General features: G+C 45.8%; 19 protein-coding genes. 17 read left to right on the top strand and 2 right to left on the bottom strand.

Annotated features, from left to right (window positions below; translation table 11 throughout):
• The first annotated feature begins 10 nt into the window (after window positions 1-10).
• From nifK to MIC7113_RS06200, 14 genes are all read left to right on the top strand, one after another.
• On the top strand, window positions 11-1,549 hold the full coding sequence (nifK, locus tag MIC7113_RS06265) for a nitrogenase molybdenum-iron protein subunit beta (RefSeq protein WP_015181336.1): 1,539 nt from the start codon (window positions 11-13) through the stop codon (window positions 1,547-1,549).
• A gap of 306 nt (window positions 1,550-1,855) precedes the next feature.
• A complete protein-coding gene (locus tag MIC7113_RS06260; protein WP_015181335.1) occupies window positions 1,856-2,212 on the top strand; it encodes a Mo-dependent nitrogenase C-terminal domain-containing protein in 357 nt (118 codons plus the stop codon).
• A 51-nt stretch (window positions 2,213-2,263) separates the two neighbouring features.
• Window positions 2,264-3,643, top strand: coding sequence for a nitrogenase iron-molybdenum cofactor biosynthesis protein NifE (gene nifE, locus MIC7113_RS06255; RefSeq protein ID WP_015181334.1), 1,380 nt, complete (start codon window positions 2,264-2,266; stop codon window positions 3,641-3,643).
• Window positions 3,643-4,947, top strand: a complete 1,305-nt coding sequence (gene nifN, locus MIC7113_RS06250; RefSeq protein ID WP_015181333.1) for a nitrogenase iron-molybdenum cofactor biosynthesis protein NifN — start codon at window positions 3,643-3,645, stop codon at window positions 4,945-4,947. Before nifE ends, nifN begins: the two co-directional genes overlap by 1 nt.
• Window positions 4,948-5,052: 105 nt before the next feature.
• Window positions 5,053-5,466 (top strand): nitrogen fixation protein NifX, encoded by a 414-nt coding sequence (nifX, locus tag MIC7113_RS06245; RefSeq protein WP_015181332.1) that lies wholly within the window; start codon window positions 5,053-5,055, stop codon window positions 5,464-5,466.
• On the top strand, window positions 5,463-5,939 hold the full coding sequence (locus tag MIC7113_RS06240) for a NifX-associated nitrogen fixation protein (protein ID WP_015181331.1): 477 nt from the start codon (window positions 5,463-5,465) through the stop codon (window positions 5,937-5,939). The genes nifX and MIC7113_RS06240 overlap by 4 nt, the downstream gene beginning before the upstream one ends.
• Window positions 5,940-6,010: 71 nt before the next feature.
• Window positions 6,011-6,244 carry a CCE_0567 family metalloprotein gene (locus MIC7113_RS06235; protein WP_015181330.1) on the top strand — a complete coding sequence of 78 codons (234 nt, stop codon included), beginning with the start codon at window positions 6,011-6,013 and terminating at the stop codon, window positions 6,242-6,244.
• A complete protein-coding gene (nifW, locus tag MIC7113_RS06230) occupies window positions 6,241-6,558 on the top strand; it encodes a nitrogenase-stabilizing/protective protein NifW (protein WP_015181329.1) in 318 nt (105 codons plus the stop codon). The genes MIC7113_RS06235 and nifW overlap by 4 nt, the downstream gene beginning before the upstream one ends.
• A gap of 13 nt (window positions 6,559-6,571) precedes the next feature.
• A complete protein-coding gene (locus MIC7113_RS06225; RefSeq protein WP_015181328.1) occupies window positions 6,572-7,378 on the top strand; it encodes a HesA/MoeB/ThiF family protein in 807 nt (268 codons plus the stop codon).
• Window positions 7,378-7,761, top strand: coding sequence for a hypothetical protein (locus MIC7113_RS33075; RefSeq protein WP_015181327.1), 384 nt, complete (start codon window positions 7,378-7,380; stop codon window positions 7,759-7,761). The genes MIC7113_RS06225 and MIC7113_RS33075 overlap by 1 nt, the downstream gene beginning before the upstream one ends.
• A 64-nt stretch (window positions 7,762-7,825) precedes the next feature.
• On the top strand, window positions 7,826-8,203 hold the full coding sequence (locus MIC7113_RS06215) for a HesB/IscA family protein (protein ID WP_015181326.1): 378 nt from the start codon (window positions 7,826-7,828) through the stop codon (window positions 8,201-8,203).
• Window positions 8,204-8,345: 142 nt separating this feature from the next.
• Complete coding sequence (gene fdxH, locus MIC7113_RS06210; protein WP_015181325.1) at window positions 8,346-8,645, top strand: ferredoxin FdxH; 300 nt, start codon at window positions 8,346-8,348, stop codon at window positions 8,643-8,645.
• A 117-nt stretch (window positions 8,646-8,762) separates the two neighbouring features.
• Window positions 8,763-9,017: a FeoA family protein gene (locus MIC7113_RS06205; protein WP_015181324.1), complete on the top strand. Its 255-nt coding sequence runs from the start codon at window positions 8,763-8,765 to the stop codon at window positions 9,015-9,017.
• A gap of 56 nt (window positions 9,018-9,073) precedes the next feature.
• Window positions 9,074-9,745, top strand: a complete 672-nt coding sequence (locus MIC7113_RS06200; RefSeq protein WP_015181323.1) for a GTP-binding protein — start codon at window positions 9,074-9,076, stop codon at window positions 9,743-9,745.
• 87 nt (window positions 9,746-9,832) lie between these two features.
• Here the strand turns inward: MIC7113_RS06200 and MIC7113_RS06195 are convergent, their stop codons facing one another.
• A complete protein-coding gene (locus MIC7113_RS06195; protein ID WP_015181322.1) occupies window positions 9,833-10,042 on the bottom strand; it encodes a TOBE domain-containing protein in 210 nt (69 codons plus the stop codon).
• Window positions 10,043-10,206: 164 nt separating this feature from the next.
• Here MIC7113_RS06195 and MIC7113_RS06190 point away from each other — a divergent pair, with 164 nt between their 5' ends.
• Window positions 10,207-10,845, top strand: a complete 639-nt coding sequence (locus MIC7113_RS06190) for a class I SAM-dependent methyltransferase (protein WP_015181321.1) — start codon at window positions 10,207-10,209, stop codon at window positions 10,843-10,845.
• A gap of 144 nt (window positions 10,846-10,989) precedes the next feature.
• Here the strand turns inward: MIC7113_RS06190 and MIC7113_RS38910 are convergent, their stop codons facing one another.
• Window positions 10,990-11,436 (bottom strand): TOBE domain-containing protein, encoded by a 447-nt coding sequence (locus MIC7113_RS38910; protein ID WP_015181320.1) that lies wholly within the window; start codon window positions 11,434-11,436, stop codon window positions 10,990-10,992.
• A gap of 151 nt (window positions 11,437-11,587) precedes the next feature.
• Between MIC7113_RS38910 and modA the strand changes: the two genes are divergently transcribed.
• The gene (gene modA, locus MIC7113_RS06180; protein ID WP_015181319.1) at window positions 11,588-12,379 is read left to right on the top strand and encodes a molybdate ABC transporter substrate-binding protein; all 792 of its coding nucleotides are present in this window, start codon (window positions 11,588-11,590) and stop codon (window positions 12,377-12,379) included.
• Window positions 12,380-12,459: 80 nt separating this feature from the next.
• Window positions 12,460-14,280, top strand: a complete 1,821-nt coding sequence (gene modB / locus MIC7113_RS06175; protein ID WP_015181318.1) for a molybdate ABC transporter permease subunit — start codon at window positions 12,460-12,462, stop codon at window positions 14,278-14,280.
• Window positions 14,281-14,412: the final 132 nt, after the last annotated feature.

The raw sequence follows: 14,412 nt of genomic DNA, 5'->3' as shown, positions 1-14,412 counted from the left end.
AGAAACCGTCATGGCTCAGAATAACATCGACAAAATCAAGGACCACGCCGAACTCTTTCACCAAGACGAATACCAAGAACTATTTGCTAACAAGAAACAATTTGAAGGTGGACACAGCCCAGAAGAAGTTGCTCGCATCGCTGAATGGACTAAAACTTGGGAGTATCGCGAGAAGAACTTCTCCCGTGAAGCCCTCACCGTCAACCCCGCCAAAGCCTGCCAACCCCTAGGAGCGATTCTCGCGGCTGTTGGTTTTGAAGGTACCTTACCCTTCGTTCACGGTTCTCAAGGCTGCGTGGCTTACTTCCGGAGCCACTTTACCCGTCACTTCAAAGAACCCTTCTCTGCGGTTTCTTCCTCCATGACTGAGGATGCAGCGGTGTTCGGTGGCTTAAACAACATGATTGATGGCTTGGCAACGTCCTACAATCTCTATAAGCCGAAGATGATTGCCGTCTGCACCACCTGCATGGCAGAGGTAATCGGAGATGACTTACAAGCCTTCATCAAAACATCCAAAGAAAAAGGTTCTCTGCCTGAAGAATTCCCAGTTCCCTACGCTCACACTCCCAGTTTTGTCGGTTCCCACGTCCTGGGCTACGACAATATGATGAAGGGAATTCTTTCTAACCTCACCGCAGGCAAAAAGAAGGAAACCACCAACGGCAAGATTAACTTTATCCCTGGTTTTGAAACCTACATTGGTAACCTGCGGGAAGTGAAGCGCCTAGCCGAGTTGATGGGTATTAACTATACTCTGCTAGGAGATAACTCAGAGTATCTCGACTCACCCAATGATGGTGAATATAAGATGTACCAGGGTGGAACTACCCTAGAAGATGCGGCTGATTCCATCAACGCTGAAGCTACAGTTGCTCTGCAATCTTACGCTAGCACCAAGACACGGGAATACATCACGAAAGAGTGGCAGCAAAAGACAGTCGTTTCTCGTCCTTGGGGAATTCGTGGTACAGATGAGTTCCTGATGAAACTCAGCGAACTAACCGGACAACCCATTCCACGCGAACTGGAAATTGAGCGGGGACGTGCTGTTGATGCCTTAACCGATTCCCAAGCTTGGCTACACGGCAAGCGGATAGCACTTTACGGCGATCCTGATTTAGTGATGGGGCTGTTGCAGTTCCTGCTAGAAGTTGGGGCTGAACCGGTGCATATCGTAGTCAGCAATAGCACCCCTGAGTTTGAAGCCGAAGCCAAAGCGCTGCTAGAGTCTAGTCCCGATGGCAAAAATGCGAAAGTATGGGGGGGTAAAGACTTGTGGCACATGCGGAGTCTCCTGTTCACCGAACCCGTAGATTTACTCATCGGTAACTCCTACGGTAAGTACCTGTGGCGTGACACCCACACACCAATGGTACGCATCGGCTATCCTATTTTCGATCGCCACCACCTACACCGCTATTCCACCATCGGCTACCAAGGTACGATCAACCTACTCAACTGGATTGTTAACACCATTCTAGATGAACTCGATCGCAACACCATCATCCCAGCGAAGACCGATATTTCCTACGACTTAATTCGCTAAATCGTTAAGGGTTCATCGTTATCGCCCATAAACCATGAACCCTAACTAGGAACAAGTCCCCCTAAGGGTTTCCCTAACACCGTTTTCCCTAAGTGCCAAGTGCGGAGTCATAAGTAAAACGCCCAGCCTAATTTTAACTTTAACTCCGCACTTTTTACTCCACACCCCCGCTTACAAAGTCGGTCAGTCTTGCAAATTCTAGTTACAGGTTAGTAAGGCGTAAAAGTTACAAGTTATCTTCCCCATCTTCTAACTTTCACCCTTCTAACCTTCAACCTTGTAAAAGCAATTAGCCAGGTATCGATAATGGCAGCTCTAACCCCCACTCACCAAACCTCTCAGCCATCGAGCAACCTAAAATCTGGCTCCTTCGATATCCTCTATCCCTTGCGCCGTTGGTTAGATGGAATCCAGATTAAAAACGCCAAAATAGCTCAACTCATTTGCAAACTAATTCCTGTAGATTGCCCCTTTGAGCGAGATGTTGTTTTGTTGGGTCGTACCCTATTCCACATTCCCCCAATGTGCAAACTCAATCCCTTATACGACCAATTTGTGGGATTGCGATTTCGGGCTTTATCCTTCCTCTGTGAGGAGTGTATGAGGATGCCACAAAATACCTCGGTTAATTGTTCTAATTGTTCGTTTTGTTCAAACGCTTAGTTGGGAATTTCTCATAGCTAGTCGCTACTCGCCCTCATCGCACAGAGAAACATGAAAATCACCCAAGGCAAAATCAATGAGCTGCTCACTGAGCCAGGTTGCGAGCACAATCACCAAAAAAATGGGCAAAAGAAAAACAAATATTGCACACAAGTAGCTCAGCCGGGAGCCGCTCAAGGTGGCTGCGCCTTTGACGGAGCAATGATTGCCTTAGTGCCAATCACCGATGCTGCTCATTTAGTACACGGCCCAATTGCCTGCGCTGGCAATTCCTGGGGGAGTCGCGGCAGTCTCTCCTCTGGCCCGATGGTTTACAAAATGGGCTTCACCACTGACTTGGGTGAGAATGATGTCATCTTCGGTGGAGAGAAAAAGCTCTACAAAGCCATCCTGGAGGTGCAACAGCGCTACCAACCAGAGGCGGTATTTGTCTACTCGACTTGCGTTACCGCCCTGATTGGTGACGACATCGACGCCGTTTGTCAAGCTGCCGCTAAGAAAACGGGCACTCCAGTCATCCCCGTCAATTCTCCTGGGTTTATCGGGAGCAAAAACCTGGGAAACCGCGTCGGCGGGGAGAGCCTTTTAGAGTATGTGGTGGGAACACAGGAGCCTGAGCTTACCACCCCCTATGACATTAACCTGATTGGTGAATACAACATCGCGGGTGAAATGTGGGGTGTGACGCCATTGTTCGAGAAACTCGGCATCCGTGTTCTCGCCAAAATTACAGGTGATGGAAAATACAACCAAATTGCGTATTCCCACCGTGCCAAGCTCAACGTGATGATCTGCTCGAAAGCACTGATCAACATGGCGAGAAAGATGGAGGAACGCTATGGCATCCCTTACATCGAAGAATCATTTTACGGTGTGGAGGATATGAACCGCTGTCTGCGAAACATTGCCTTAAAAATAGGCGATGCCGATTTGCAGGAGCGTGTCGAAAAGCTGATTGTTGAAGAAACAGCCGCCCTAGACGAAGCCCTCGCCCCCTATCGTGCTCGACTCAAAGGGAAACGAGTAGTCCTTTATACCGGGGGTGTGAAGAGTTGGTCGATTATTTCGGCAGCGAAAGACTTGGGCATGGAGGTGGTTGCCACCAGCACCAAGAAAAGCACGGAGGAGGATAAAGCCCGCATCAAGGAGCTGTTGGGCAAAGACGGCATCATGATGGAAAAGGGCAACGCACAGGAACTGTTGCGGGTGATTGACAAAACTAAGGCAGATATGCTTATCGCCGGAGGTCGCAATCAATACACCGCCCTGAAAGCCAAAATTCCCTTCCTTGATATCAACCAGGAACGCCATCATCCCTATGCCGGGTATGTGGGAATGATTGAAATGGCGCGAGAACTGGATGAAGCCCTTTACAGCCCTGTGTGGGAGCAAGTCCGTAAACCAGCACCTTGGGAACAGGAGGTAATCTAATGGCAACTGTAACAAGTCGGAAAAAATCGGTTGCTGTTAACCCCCTCAAACAAAGCCAACCGTTAGGCGCAGCCCTCGCCTTCTTGGGGTTAAAGGGAATGATGCCTCTGTTTCACGGTTCCCAAGGTTGCACCGCCTTTGCCAAGGTGATGCTAGTGCGGCATTTTCGGGAAGCCATCCCGATGTCTACCACGGCAATGACGGAAGTCAGCACGATTTTAGGCGGTGAGGATAACGTTGAACAAGCCATCCTGACGTTGGTGGAAAAGGCAAAGCCTGAAATTATCGGGTTGTGTACCACTGGGTTAACGGAAACGAGAGGGGATGACATGGATGGCATCCTCAGGAGTATCCGCAAGCGTCATCCAGAATTGTATGACCTCCCTATTGTGTACGTATCCACCCCCGATTTTAAGGGTGCATTGCAAGATGGCTTTGCCGCCGCCGTTGAAAGCATGGTGAGGGAACTTCCCCAACCTGGGGAAACCCGATTCGATCAGGTCACAATTCTAGTTAGTTCTGCCTTCACACCGGGAGATGTGCAGGAAATCAAGGAAATGGTTACGGCGTTTGGACTAACACCCATTGTCGTACCCGACCTTTCTGCCTCACTGGATGGACATTTGGAGGATTCCTTCAGTGCCACGACAGGTGGTGGTACAACGAAAGCAGAACTTCGGGAGATTGGTAGTTCAGTACTCACCTTTGCTCTAGGCGAGAGTATGCGGGGGGCGGCAGAGATTCTGAACCAGCGGTTTGGCACTCCTTACGAGGTGCTGCAACAACTGACAGGATTAGATGCGGTGGATGACTTTCTGCATGGGCTGTCGCTGCTTTCCAAAAGGAGTGTACCGGAGAAATACTGCCGTCAGCGTCGCCAGTTACAAGATGCCATGTTGGACACTCACTTTTTCTTTGGACGTAAGCGGGTATCGCTGGCACTAGAACCGGATTTGCTGTGGTCAACTACTGCGTTTCTTCAGTCAATGGGAGCGGAGATTCAAGCAGCAGTAACGACAACAAAATCCCCTTTGCTGGAAAAGCTTCCGGTCGAAACTGTTGTAATTGGCGATTTAGAAGATTTTGAGGAGTTAGCACCGGGTTCGGATTTGCTGATTACTAATTCTAACGGGGCGAAAGTTTCGAGGAAACTCGGTATTCCGTTGTATCGCCAAGGTATGCCTATTTTTGATCGCTTGGGCAATGGTCAGTTTACTAAAGTCGGCTATCGAGGAACGATGCAACTGTTGTTTGATATTGGCAACCTGTTTTTAGAGGAAGAGGAGTCAACAGTCAAGCATTAGACAGGAAATCGTATGTTTTTTAACGCAGAGGTTGCAGAGGTTAACGCTGAGATCGCAGAGGTTTTAGACTTTAATCTCTATTAATTGCGAGGCAAGGAGATGACCATGAAAATTGCTTTTGCTACCAGTGATAACGTGCATATTAATGCACATTTTGGTTGGGCTAAAAAAATAGCCGTTTACGAAGTCTCAACCGATGGCTATCAGTTCTTAGAAACTATCAAATTTGGTGGTGAACTACTTGAAGATGGCAATGAAGATAAACTGGTTCCTAAAGTTGCCGCACTGGCTGACTGTACTATTGTTTACGTTTCTGCGATCGGCGGAAGTGCAGCAGCAAGGTTAATTCGGAAGCGTGTTACTCCGGTAAAAGCGAAATCTGAAGAAGAAGAGATTACCGAAGTACTCGAAAAGCTAGTACAGACTCTCAAGGGGAATCCCCCACCCTGGCTGCGTAAAGCACTCCAACAAAAAGCTCAAAGTTTTGAAGAATTTGAAGAAGAGGAATCACTCGTATGACTGCAACAAATACTACAACCGAAACCACTACAGAGGAAATCTTAGCGAAGCCTTTGATGCAGGAGTTGGTGAAGCAAATTCGGGGACAAGACAGTTACGGGACTTATCGGACTTGGTCGGATGAACTGCTTCTGAAGCCTTTCATTGTCAGCAAGGAGAGAAAACGTAAAATCTCGGTTGATGGTGATGTCGATCTGGTAACGAAGGCGCGAATTATGGCATTTTACCGCGCGATCGCAGCCCGGATTGAGCAGGAAACAGGTCTTTTGGGACAGGTGATTATTGACCTGAGCCATGAAGGATTTGGTTGGGCACTGGTTTTCTGTGGTCGTCTTTTGGTTGTAGCTAAAACCTTACGGGATGCTCAACGCTTTGGCTTTGATTCTTTTGAGAAATTAGATGCTGAGGGAGAGAAGCTTTTGCAAAAAGGAATTGATTTAGCGAAGCGTTATCCCGAAGTGGGCAACATCTAAGTCATTCATCATTAATTAATCCATAACTGATGATTAATGACCCATGACGGTTAATCAAAAGGGAGATATTTATGGTTCAAGCCGGAGAACCCACAACTGGAACTCAAAGCATTGACGAGCTGAAAGTTGAGATTAAACGCCTCAATAGTAAGGCGGGTCAAATGAAGATGGATCTTCATGATTTAGCGGAGGGTTTGCCCACCAACTACGAACAACTGATAGATTTTGCAGGTCAAACCTATGAAATCTATCGCAAGTTAAACGAGATGAAGCAACAGCTAAAAATATTGGAGAAGGCAAAATGAGTAAAAGTTTATCTCAATTCAAACAACTCGCTGATGCCGAAGAGTATTTTGAGTTTTTTGAACTTCCTTACGATGCCCAGATTGTGAATGTGAATCGTCTGCATATCTTGAAGAAGTTTTCTCAGTACGTGCGGGAGATTGATGCTCATTCTGGGGATCTAAGTGATGAGGAAAAGCTGAGCCAGTACTGTGCCGCTCTCCAGCAAGCTTACGATGTGTTTCTCAGTTCAACACCCCTCGAACAAAAGCTGTTCAAGGTATTTAATGAGAAGCCGAAAAATGTTGTCATGCTGACCGACATCAATTCTGATTAAGGAGGATTAAGACGTGCAAGACCTTACGCCCACCGAGTTAGAACGCTACCGTCGCCAAATCATGCTTCCTGGCTTTGGTGAAGAGGCACAGCGACGACTCAAATCAGTGACAGCCTTGGTTACAGGGGTAGGAGGATTGGGTGGTACGGCAGCGCTTTACCTAGCCGTGGCGGGCGTTGGTCGGCTCATCCTAGTACGGGGTGGCGAATTACGGCTGGATGACATGAATCGTCAGATTCTCATGAGCCACGATTGGGTGGGTAAGCCGAGGGTGTTTAAAGCCAAAGAAACCCTAGAAGCCATTAATCCGGATGTGCAAGTGGAGGCCGTTTTTGATTATGTGACTCCAGAGAATGTAGATGTCTTGGTGCAATCGGCTGACATTGCCCTCGACTGTGCCCACAACTTTACGGAACGTGACTTGTTAAATGAGGCTTGCGTGCGCTGGCGTAAGCCGATGGTGGAAGCGGCAATGGACGGGATGGAGGCTTACCTAACGACGATTGTCCCCGGTCAAACGCCTTGTTTATCCTGCCTGTTTCCGGAAAAACCCGATTGGGATAACCACGGTTTTGGGGTTCTGGGTGCTGTTCCTGGCACACTCGCTTGTCTGGCGGCACTGGAAGCGATCAAGCTGATTACCGGGTTTGGTACGCCACTGTTATCACAGCTAATGACAATGGACTTGGCTCGGATGGAATTTGCCAAGCGCCGTTCCCATCGTGACTCAGACTGCCCAGTTTGTGGTAACAATGCGCCTTGGAGGCGATCGCATCTTACGTCTTCACCCCTGAGCAGCGATGCTTGGAGGTCGTTGTGATGCTAGTCCTTTCATTGATGACTTTAGCGATCGCATTTGTTGCAATTTACATCAGTCTTAAGGTCACGGATGAAATTCTACAGCTAACCATTGCCTTGACGGCCTTATTTTGCCTGTTTTTAACCCTTGTTTTTCTACCTTGGCCTGTCGAACTGTTGATGGTAATCGCTCTTTGGGTAATCAATAAACACAGCAATACCCTCACACAGACTTATGTAAAGACGGCAGAAAATCAGGAAATAATTTGTCCGTTTCCCTTAGCATTTGCAATTGCCAATCGGTGCGTCATCCATCCTACAGCCGTATTGGAGAATTTTGGAGAGCGGGAGATACAAAGAATGTGTGCGCGAACGTGCTGCTATGTATTCCCAGACAAACGCTGAACCATTCTTTGCTAATTGGTAATCGAAAGCAAGACACACCATCTTCATCAATTTAGGAGTTTTTATGACACTTAACCTGACACAAAAAGCAGAATTTCGGCTCCGTTCTTTTGTGCTTGGCTCTGCCCCCAGCGAAAATCAAAATACTGAGCAAAAAGGTATCCGTGTTTCTGTTAATGACGGTGGTTGTAGTGGCTATCAGTACGCTTTGGATATCACTAATCAACCACAAGAAGATGATTTGATCCAAACTTGGGGTAAGCTACGGGTCTACATTGACCAGAAAAGTGCTCCTTTATTAGAAGGAGTTGTGATTGATTATGTCGAAAGTTTGCTCGAAAGTGGGTTTAAATTCAGCAACCCCAATGCTACAGATACCTGTGGCTGTGGGCAATCTTTCACAGCCGGTGACTGTACGCCTGCGGCTACGCCATGCAGCTAATGTAATTTGGAACGCACCCTTGAGAACTCAGAACTCAGCATTTCTCAATTCTGAATCTCACCAAGCGAAGCAAGAACTGAGAATTTATTCTGACTTCTGACTCCTAAACAAGCACACATCACGATGCAAGGAGATATTGACGATGGCTACTTATAAAGTTCGATTAATCAACAAAAAGCGTGCAATAGACACCACGATTGAAGTCGGCGACGATACCTATATCCTAGAAGCCGCAGAAGAACAAGGACTCGATTTGCCTTTTTCATGCCATTCAGGCGCTTGCTCTAGCTGTGTTGGCAAAGTTGTTGAAGGTGAAATCGATCAGTCTGACCAAACCTTCTTGGATGATGAGCAAGTTGGAAAAGGATTTGTTTTACTGTGTGTGGCATACCCTCGATCTGATTGTACGATCCGCACCCATCAGGAAGCCTATCTGATCTAAGGCATTCATTTAATCCTCAATCGTATCGCTGCGTGAGTTGTAGCTTTTCTCAAAGGGCTACAACTCAATAGTTTCAGCCGTAAGTCTCTGATTCGCATTCTTGGAGGTAAGTTTTAAATGTTTAACAAACGTTTTAGTGTTTGTAGTTCCTCCCTCAATCTTCTCAAAACTGGAGAACAAGGAGTTGTAACTCGCTTTAGAAGTAGTGATGAAACGATCACAAAGAAACTGACAGCTATGGGAATGACGCCTGGAATGAAAATTACCCTAGAACAGCGATTCCCTTCATATATCGTTAAATCTGGAAACATGCGTTTAGCCTTTGACGAATTAATTGCTCGGTCAATATTCGTTCGGATTACTGATGGCTAAACTGATTGGGCAAAGAATGTTGTTCTTTAGTGAGTGTAGTCAGGAGTTTAGGTCAAATGGAAATCCTGCGCTTAATTGTAACCGGAGCACCAGGAGTAGGAAAATCTACCTTTATTCGTTCCATCAGTGAACTTGAAGTCGTCAACCCAAACCGTAAAGCGACAGAGAGGATGACGTTACTTGAAAAAGAAACTACGGCTACATTTGATTTTGGCAGACTCAAATTTAGTCCTGACATCGTCATGCATCTCTACGGCCCTCCGGGTCAAGCCGGCTTTGACTTTATGTGGGATCTTTTGACCCATCGGGCACATGCTTGCATTATGTTACTAGCAGCTCATCGACCTGGAGAGTTTTCTTATAGCCGTCGTCTCCTCAGTTTCTTAAAGCAACGGGTGAATGTCCCAGTGATTATCGGCTTAACCCATATAGATCATCCCGAAGCTTGGTCAATGGAAAATGTTATTCTCGCCCTAGGCTGTAGAGATGGAAAAATTTCTCCCCCAGTTGTTCTAGTCAATCCAATGGAGAAAGCTTCTGTTGCTCAAACTTTAACGGTCTTAGTCGAGCATTTAACCCAGATTTCACAATGCCTAACCCTACAATCCCTGTCTAATCATAGCGGGAGAATCTCACAAACACAGAACAATAATTGGAATACAATTCCTATGGTTTGTAGCAGTGAGCAAGCGGTGGGGGGTGAACTGCTATTGGTATCGGGGAGCTAACATTTGGCGTAGCTGATTGAGATACTTAAGTTGTCACCGTTTCCCACTCGCAACTTGAAATCAGTGTTGTTTTTTAACCTATAACGCCTAATCGATGGCAACCATCACATCCGTTGACTTAACCACTGCGTAAACTTCCTTGCCCTCCGTAATCCCAAGTGTCTCTGCGGAGGATTTGGTGATGATCGAAACGACTTCTATCCCAGGCGCAATTTCTAAGGTGACTTCAGTGTTGACAGCTCCAGGCTCAACTTTTTTCACGACACCTTTGAAAGAATTACGAGCGCTAATCTGCATAGCATGAACTCCAATGTCATTAATTTGTATCCAACTAATAGTATCAGAATTGATATAATTTGATTAAGTGATTGAGTTTTATTTGTAAATAATCAAGAAACAATGACTTTTGGAATTTAGAATTTTTTAGGTATTGTTTACAATTCATAGTCATGAAAAACTGTATGCCAGATTACATAAATTATCCAACTAAAAATAATGTTTTTGAACGGGATTGGACGGCCTACTATAGTGCTGTTGTGGGTCGCCCTCCACGAGATACACTCCTGACTGCATTAGCGCATTTTGAGGCAGAGGAGTCGGCAGCTAGTTCCCGGTTGGCAGTGGACTTGGGTTGTGGAGAAGGACGAGATACAGTGGAACTTTTGAGGCGGGGTTGGCGGGTTTTAGGAATTGATGGGGAACCAGAAGCGATCGCACGCTTGTTAAATCGTCCTGATATTAATCAAAATCATTTACAAACTCAAATCATTCGATTTGAAGAGATGATCTTACCAGAAGCAGTAGATTTAATTAATGCTAGTTTTTCACTGCCATTTTGCCCGCCAGAGTATTTCCCTAACTTATGGAAAAAAATTGTTTTATCACTACGTTCTGGGGGTCGCTTTTGTGGTCAATTATTTGGCGATCGCGATTCTTGGGCAATTTATACCTCAATGAATCATCATACCCGCCAACAGCTAGACCTGTTGCTGCAACCCTTTGAGGTTGAGATGCTTGAGGAAGAAGATCATCCCGGAAAGACAGCGTTAGGAGAAGACAAGCACTGGCATCTCTTTCAGATTGTGGCTCGCAAGCGGTAATCTATGAAAAATTGATCAGGAGCGATCGCTCAATATAACTTGATTGCAGCCATCCTATAGAGCGATCGCATTTATCATCCAATTTACTGAGAATTGTTAGTGATTAAACACTCATGAATCAAGCTGATAAAGAATCAACTCGCCTCATTCCATCGCAATCATAATATGGCTAGACTTAATGACAGCATAGGCTTCTTTTCCCTCCGACAAATTTAACTGTTCGGCTGACGAGCTAGTAATAATCGAGATCAGTTCAACGTTAGGCGAAATCTCTAGAGTAACCTCAGTATTAACGGCACCCCTGACCAATCGCTTGATTTTACCCCTAATTACGTTACGAGCACTAACTTTCATCGCTTTTAACTCGGAATTCTCACTTGCCTGCTCTACCTCCGAAGTGACAAACTCTTGCTTACCGTTTGGTTTACGAGTGGGTGACTGTAGAGAGGGTGAGTCTGGAGTGAGACTACGTACTAATTCCCTTAAAATCTCAGTCTTAGTACGCTGAGACTGCTGACAGTACTGCTCCAGAATTTGCCGTTCCTCCTCTGAAGATTGAAAAGTAATCCATCCTTGCTGTTTTCTTGGCATAGAACTACTACCAACTTAGTTGGTAAAATGGCATCAGTTGATACAATCCTATCAATAAGTCTGAGGCATAATTATTTTAGAAAGCAGTAATTATTGCCCAAATTTGCAACCAATCATTAATTAAAGCTAAGGCAATTCAGGAGATTTAACTATGAAGAAAAAACAATTTTTTGCCTTCATTGGTACCCTAGTTGCTACCTTTCTCTTGACAGCAGGCTTACGGTTGTTTGCCCCAAATTCCGTGGTAGCTCAATCCAGTACCATTCTTGTATCCGCCGCTGCCAGCTTGAAAGATGCTCTGGAAGAAGTCAAGCCTCTTTACAAACAAACCAAGCCGAATGTAAACGTAACATATAACTTCGGAGCCTCTGGTGCGTTACAGCAACAAATTGAGAATGGCGCACCAGCCGATATCTTTATTTCTGCTGCTAAAAAGCAAATGGATGCGTTGCAGTCCAAAGGTCTTATCCTCAATAATACTCGGCGCAATTTACTGACGAATCAACTTGTCTTGATTGTACCCAAAAATTCTTCAGGCATTACGAGTTTTCGCCAGTTAACCGACTCTAAAGTCAAGAAAATTGCGGTTGGAGAACCCAGGAGTGTACCCGCAGGACAATATGCCGAGGAAGTTTTCAAAAATCTAGGAATTTCGCAGCAAATAAAATCAAAATTGGTTTTAGGTAATAACGTCCGTCAAGTCCTTTCTTTTGTCGAAAGTGGTAATGCCGATGCAGGCATTGTCTATGCCACAGATGCAAAAATATCATCACAGGTCAAACAGGTAGCGACAGCACCAGCTAACTCTCATTCTCCCATTATTTATCCAGTAGCTGTACTTAAAAGTAGTAAAAATGCTGCTACCGCCAGGGACTATGTCCAATTTCTATCGAGTAATCGAGCAGGATCTGTCTTCCAGAAGTACGGATTTGGTCGGTCTTAATGCTAAATCTCTTGCTCTCTTCTTTTGAAGAATTCAAATAGAGGATGTATTTGTAAAAGACAAACCTAATAAAGCTAGTAATGGAATTTGACTTATCTCCTCTCTGGATATCTCTAAGAATTGCAGTGTTCGCCACAAGCTTAACCTTTTTTGTGGGTATTGCATCTGCTTATTGGATGCTGGGATATCGAGGCAAATGGAAATCTTTAATTGAAGGGATATTTGTTTCACCTCTAATTTTACCGCCTACGGTAGTCGGCTTTTTCTTATTGCTACTTTTTGGAAAAAATGGCCCGATTGGACAACTCCTGTTACCCCTGAACTTTAGCGTAGTTTTTACCTGGTACGGTGCCGTGATTGCTGCCACCGTCGTTGCCTTCCCATTGATGTATAAAACAGCACTGGGAGCGTTTGAACAAATTGATGCCAATTTATTGAGAGTTGCCAGAACTCTTGGCGCTTCTGAGTGGACAATCTTTTGGCGAATTACTATCCCCTTAGCGTTGCCCGGTATTCTAGCAGGAACTACTCTGGCTTTTGCCCGTGCTTTGGGGGAATTCGGCGCTACCTTGATGATCGCTGGCAACATTCCCGGACAAACCCAAACGATTCCAATGGCAATTTATTTTGCGGTTGAAGCCGGAGCGATGAATGAAGCTTGGGTGTGGGTATTGTTCATGATGGGGATTTCTTTATCCGGCATCATTGCTGTCAATTTTTGGCAAGAATCTAGAGGTAAGGCAAGAGGGGGGAAAGAGAGGAAGATAGGGAGATGGGGAGATGGGGAGAATCTATCAAGCTTCAACATTCAACCTTCAAGCCTGTCTCAAACTGGGCTGTTTGTAGATATCAAAAAGCAACTTCATGGCTTTTCATTAGACGTTTATTTTCGTAGTAATGAATACGCATTGGGCTTGCTGGGGGCTTCTGGTTCGGGCAAAAGTATGACCCTACGCTGTATTGCTGGGATCGATACACCCACGGAAGGTCGCATTGTTTTAAATGGGAGGGTATTATTCGACTCGGAACAAGGAATTAATATTCCGTCTCGCGATCGCAAAATTGGTTTTTTGTTTCAGAACTATGCCCTGTTTCCTCACCTAACAGTCGCTCAAAATATTGCGTTCAGCTTCCCCAAGGGAACATCGCGTTTAACCATCAAGCAACAGGTTGAAACCCAACTTGTCGCGATGCATTTAGAGGGATTAGCCAACCGATATCCTCATGAACTCTCTGGTGGACAGCAGCAACGGGTGGCGTTGGCAAGGGCGTTAGCGAGTCAACCGGAAGCGCTACTCCTCGATGAACCGTTTTCAGCACTGGATACCCACTTACGTGCTCAGTTAGAAAAGCAACTGATTTCAACGCTAGCCACTTATCAGGGCATTACCCTATTTGTGACGCACAATCTGGAAGAAGCGTACAGAGTGTGTCGAGATTTGTTGGTCTTAGAACGAGGTCATGCGATCGCATCTGGCTCTAAATATGACATTTTCGAGCGACCGGGCACTTTCCGTGTTGCTCAATTAACTGGGTGCAAGAACTTCTCTCGTGCGGTTGTCACCGCCTCCCAACAGGTAGAAGCGCTTGACTGGGGTTGTAACCTACAGGTGATCGAACCCATCCCTGTCCCACTTTCTTCGGTAGGAATTCGCGCCCACCAAATAGCCTTCACCAAGCAACCCAACCAAGAGAATACTTTCCCCTGTTGGTTGGTTCAGGCGATTGAAACACCCCACCGGATGACGCTATACCTCAAGCTAAATGCCTCCCCCAGTCATCCTGAAGATTACCACCTGCAAGCGGAAGTCTTTAAAGAAAAATGGGAAAGCTTCAAAGACCAACCCTACCCGTGGCACATTCGTTTAGACCCACTGCGGCTGATTTTGATGCAAGAGTAGACCCCACTACGGTTAGGATCTAACTTGAAAAGAAGGCCGAAGGCGGACGGCAGACGGCAGAAGGGATAAGAATTTTTATTCTTTCGTTGTGCGCTCTACTCGCATGGCGTCTAATCTGGAAATAGACCTAAA

The sequence above is a fragment of the Allocoleopsis franciscana PCC 7113 genome (assembly GCF_000317515.1).
GTDB lineage: Bacteria > Cyanobacteriota > Cyanobacteriia > Cyanobacteriales > Coleofasciculaceae > Allocoleopsis > Allocoleopsis franciscana.
Note: the sequence above shows the minus strand (reverse complement) of the source record. Positions and strands in the feature narration are given on the sequence as shown.

Coding starts and splice junctions, on each gene's coding strand:
- nifK (WP_015181336.1), top strand. CDS start 11: ATGGCTCAGAATAACATCGACAAAATCAAGGACCACGCCGAACTCTTT.
- MIC7113_RS06260 (WP_015181335.1), top strand. CDS start 1,856: ATGGCAGCTCTAACCCCCACTCACCAAACCTCTCAGCCATCGAGCAAC.
- nifE (WP_015181334.1), top strand. CDS start 2,264: ATGAAAATCACCCAAGGCAAAATCAATGAGCTGCTCACTGAGCCAGGT.
- nifN (WP_015181333.1), top strand. CDS start 3,643: ATGGCAACTGTAACAAGTCGGAAAAAATCGGTTGCTGTTAACCCCCTC.
- nifX (WP_015181332.1), top strand. CDS start 5,053: ATGAAAATTGCTTTTGCTACCAGTGATAACGTGCATATTAATGCACAT.
- MIC7113_RS06240 (WP_015181331.1), top strand. CDS start 5,463: ATGACTGCAACAAATACTACAACCGAAACCACTACAGAGGAAATCTTA.
- MIC7113_RS06235 (WP_015181330.1), top strand. CDS start 6,011: ATGGTTCAAGCCGGAGAACCCACAACTGGAACTCAAAGCATTGACGAG.
- nifW (WP_015181329.1), top strand. CDS start 6,241: ATGAGTAAAAGTTTATCTCAATTCAAACAACTCGCTGATGCCGAAGAG.
- MIC7113_RS33075 (WP_015181327.1), top strand. CDS start 7,378: ATGCTAGTCCTTTCATTGATGACTTTAGCGATCGCATTTGTTGCAATT.
- MIC7113_RS06215 (WP_015181326.1), top strand. CDS start 7,826: ATGACACTTAACCTGACACAAAAAGCAGAATTTCGGCTCCGTTCTTTT.
- fdxH (WP_015181325.1), top strand. CDS start 8,346: ATGGCTACTTATAAAGTTCGATTAATCAACAAAAAGCGTGCAATAGAC.
- MIC7113_RS06205 (WP_015181324.1), top strand. CDS start 8,763: ATGTTTAACAAACGTTTTAGTGTTTGTAGTTCCTCCCTCAATCTTCTC.
- MIC7113_RS06200 (WP_015181323.1), top strand. CDS start 9,074: ATGGAAATCCTGCGCTTAATTGTAACCGGAGCACCAGGAGTAGGAAAA.
- MIC7113_RS06195 (WP_015181322.1), bottom strand. CDS start 10,042: ATGCAGATTAGCGCTCGTAATTCTTTCAAAGGTGTCGTGAAAAAAGTT.
- MIC7113_RS06190 (WP_015181321.1), top strand. CDS start 10,207: ATGCCAGATTACATAAATTATCCAACTAAAAATAATGTTTTTGAACGG.
- MIC7113_RS38910 (WP_015181320.1), bottom strand. CDS start 11,436: ATGCCAAGAAAACAGCAAGGATGGATTACTTTTCAATCTTCAGAGGAG.
- modA (WP_015181319.1), top strand. CDS start 11,588: ATGAAGAAAAAACAATTTTTTGCCTTCATTGGTACCCTAGTTGCTACC.
- modB (WP_015181318.1), top strand. CDS start 12,460: ATGGAATTTGACTTATCTCCTCTCTGGATATCTCTAAGAATTGCAGTG.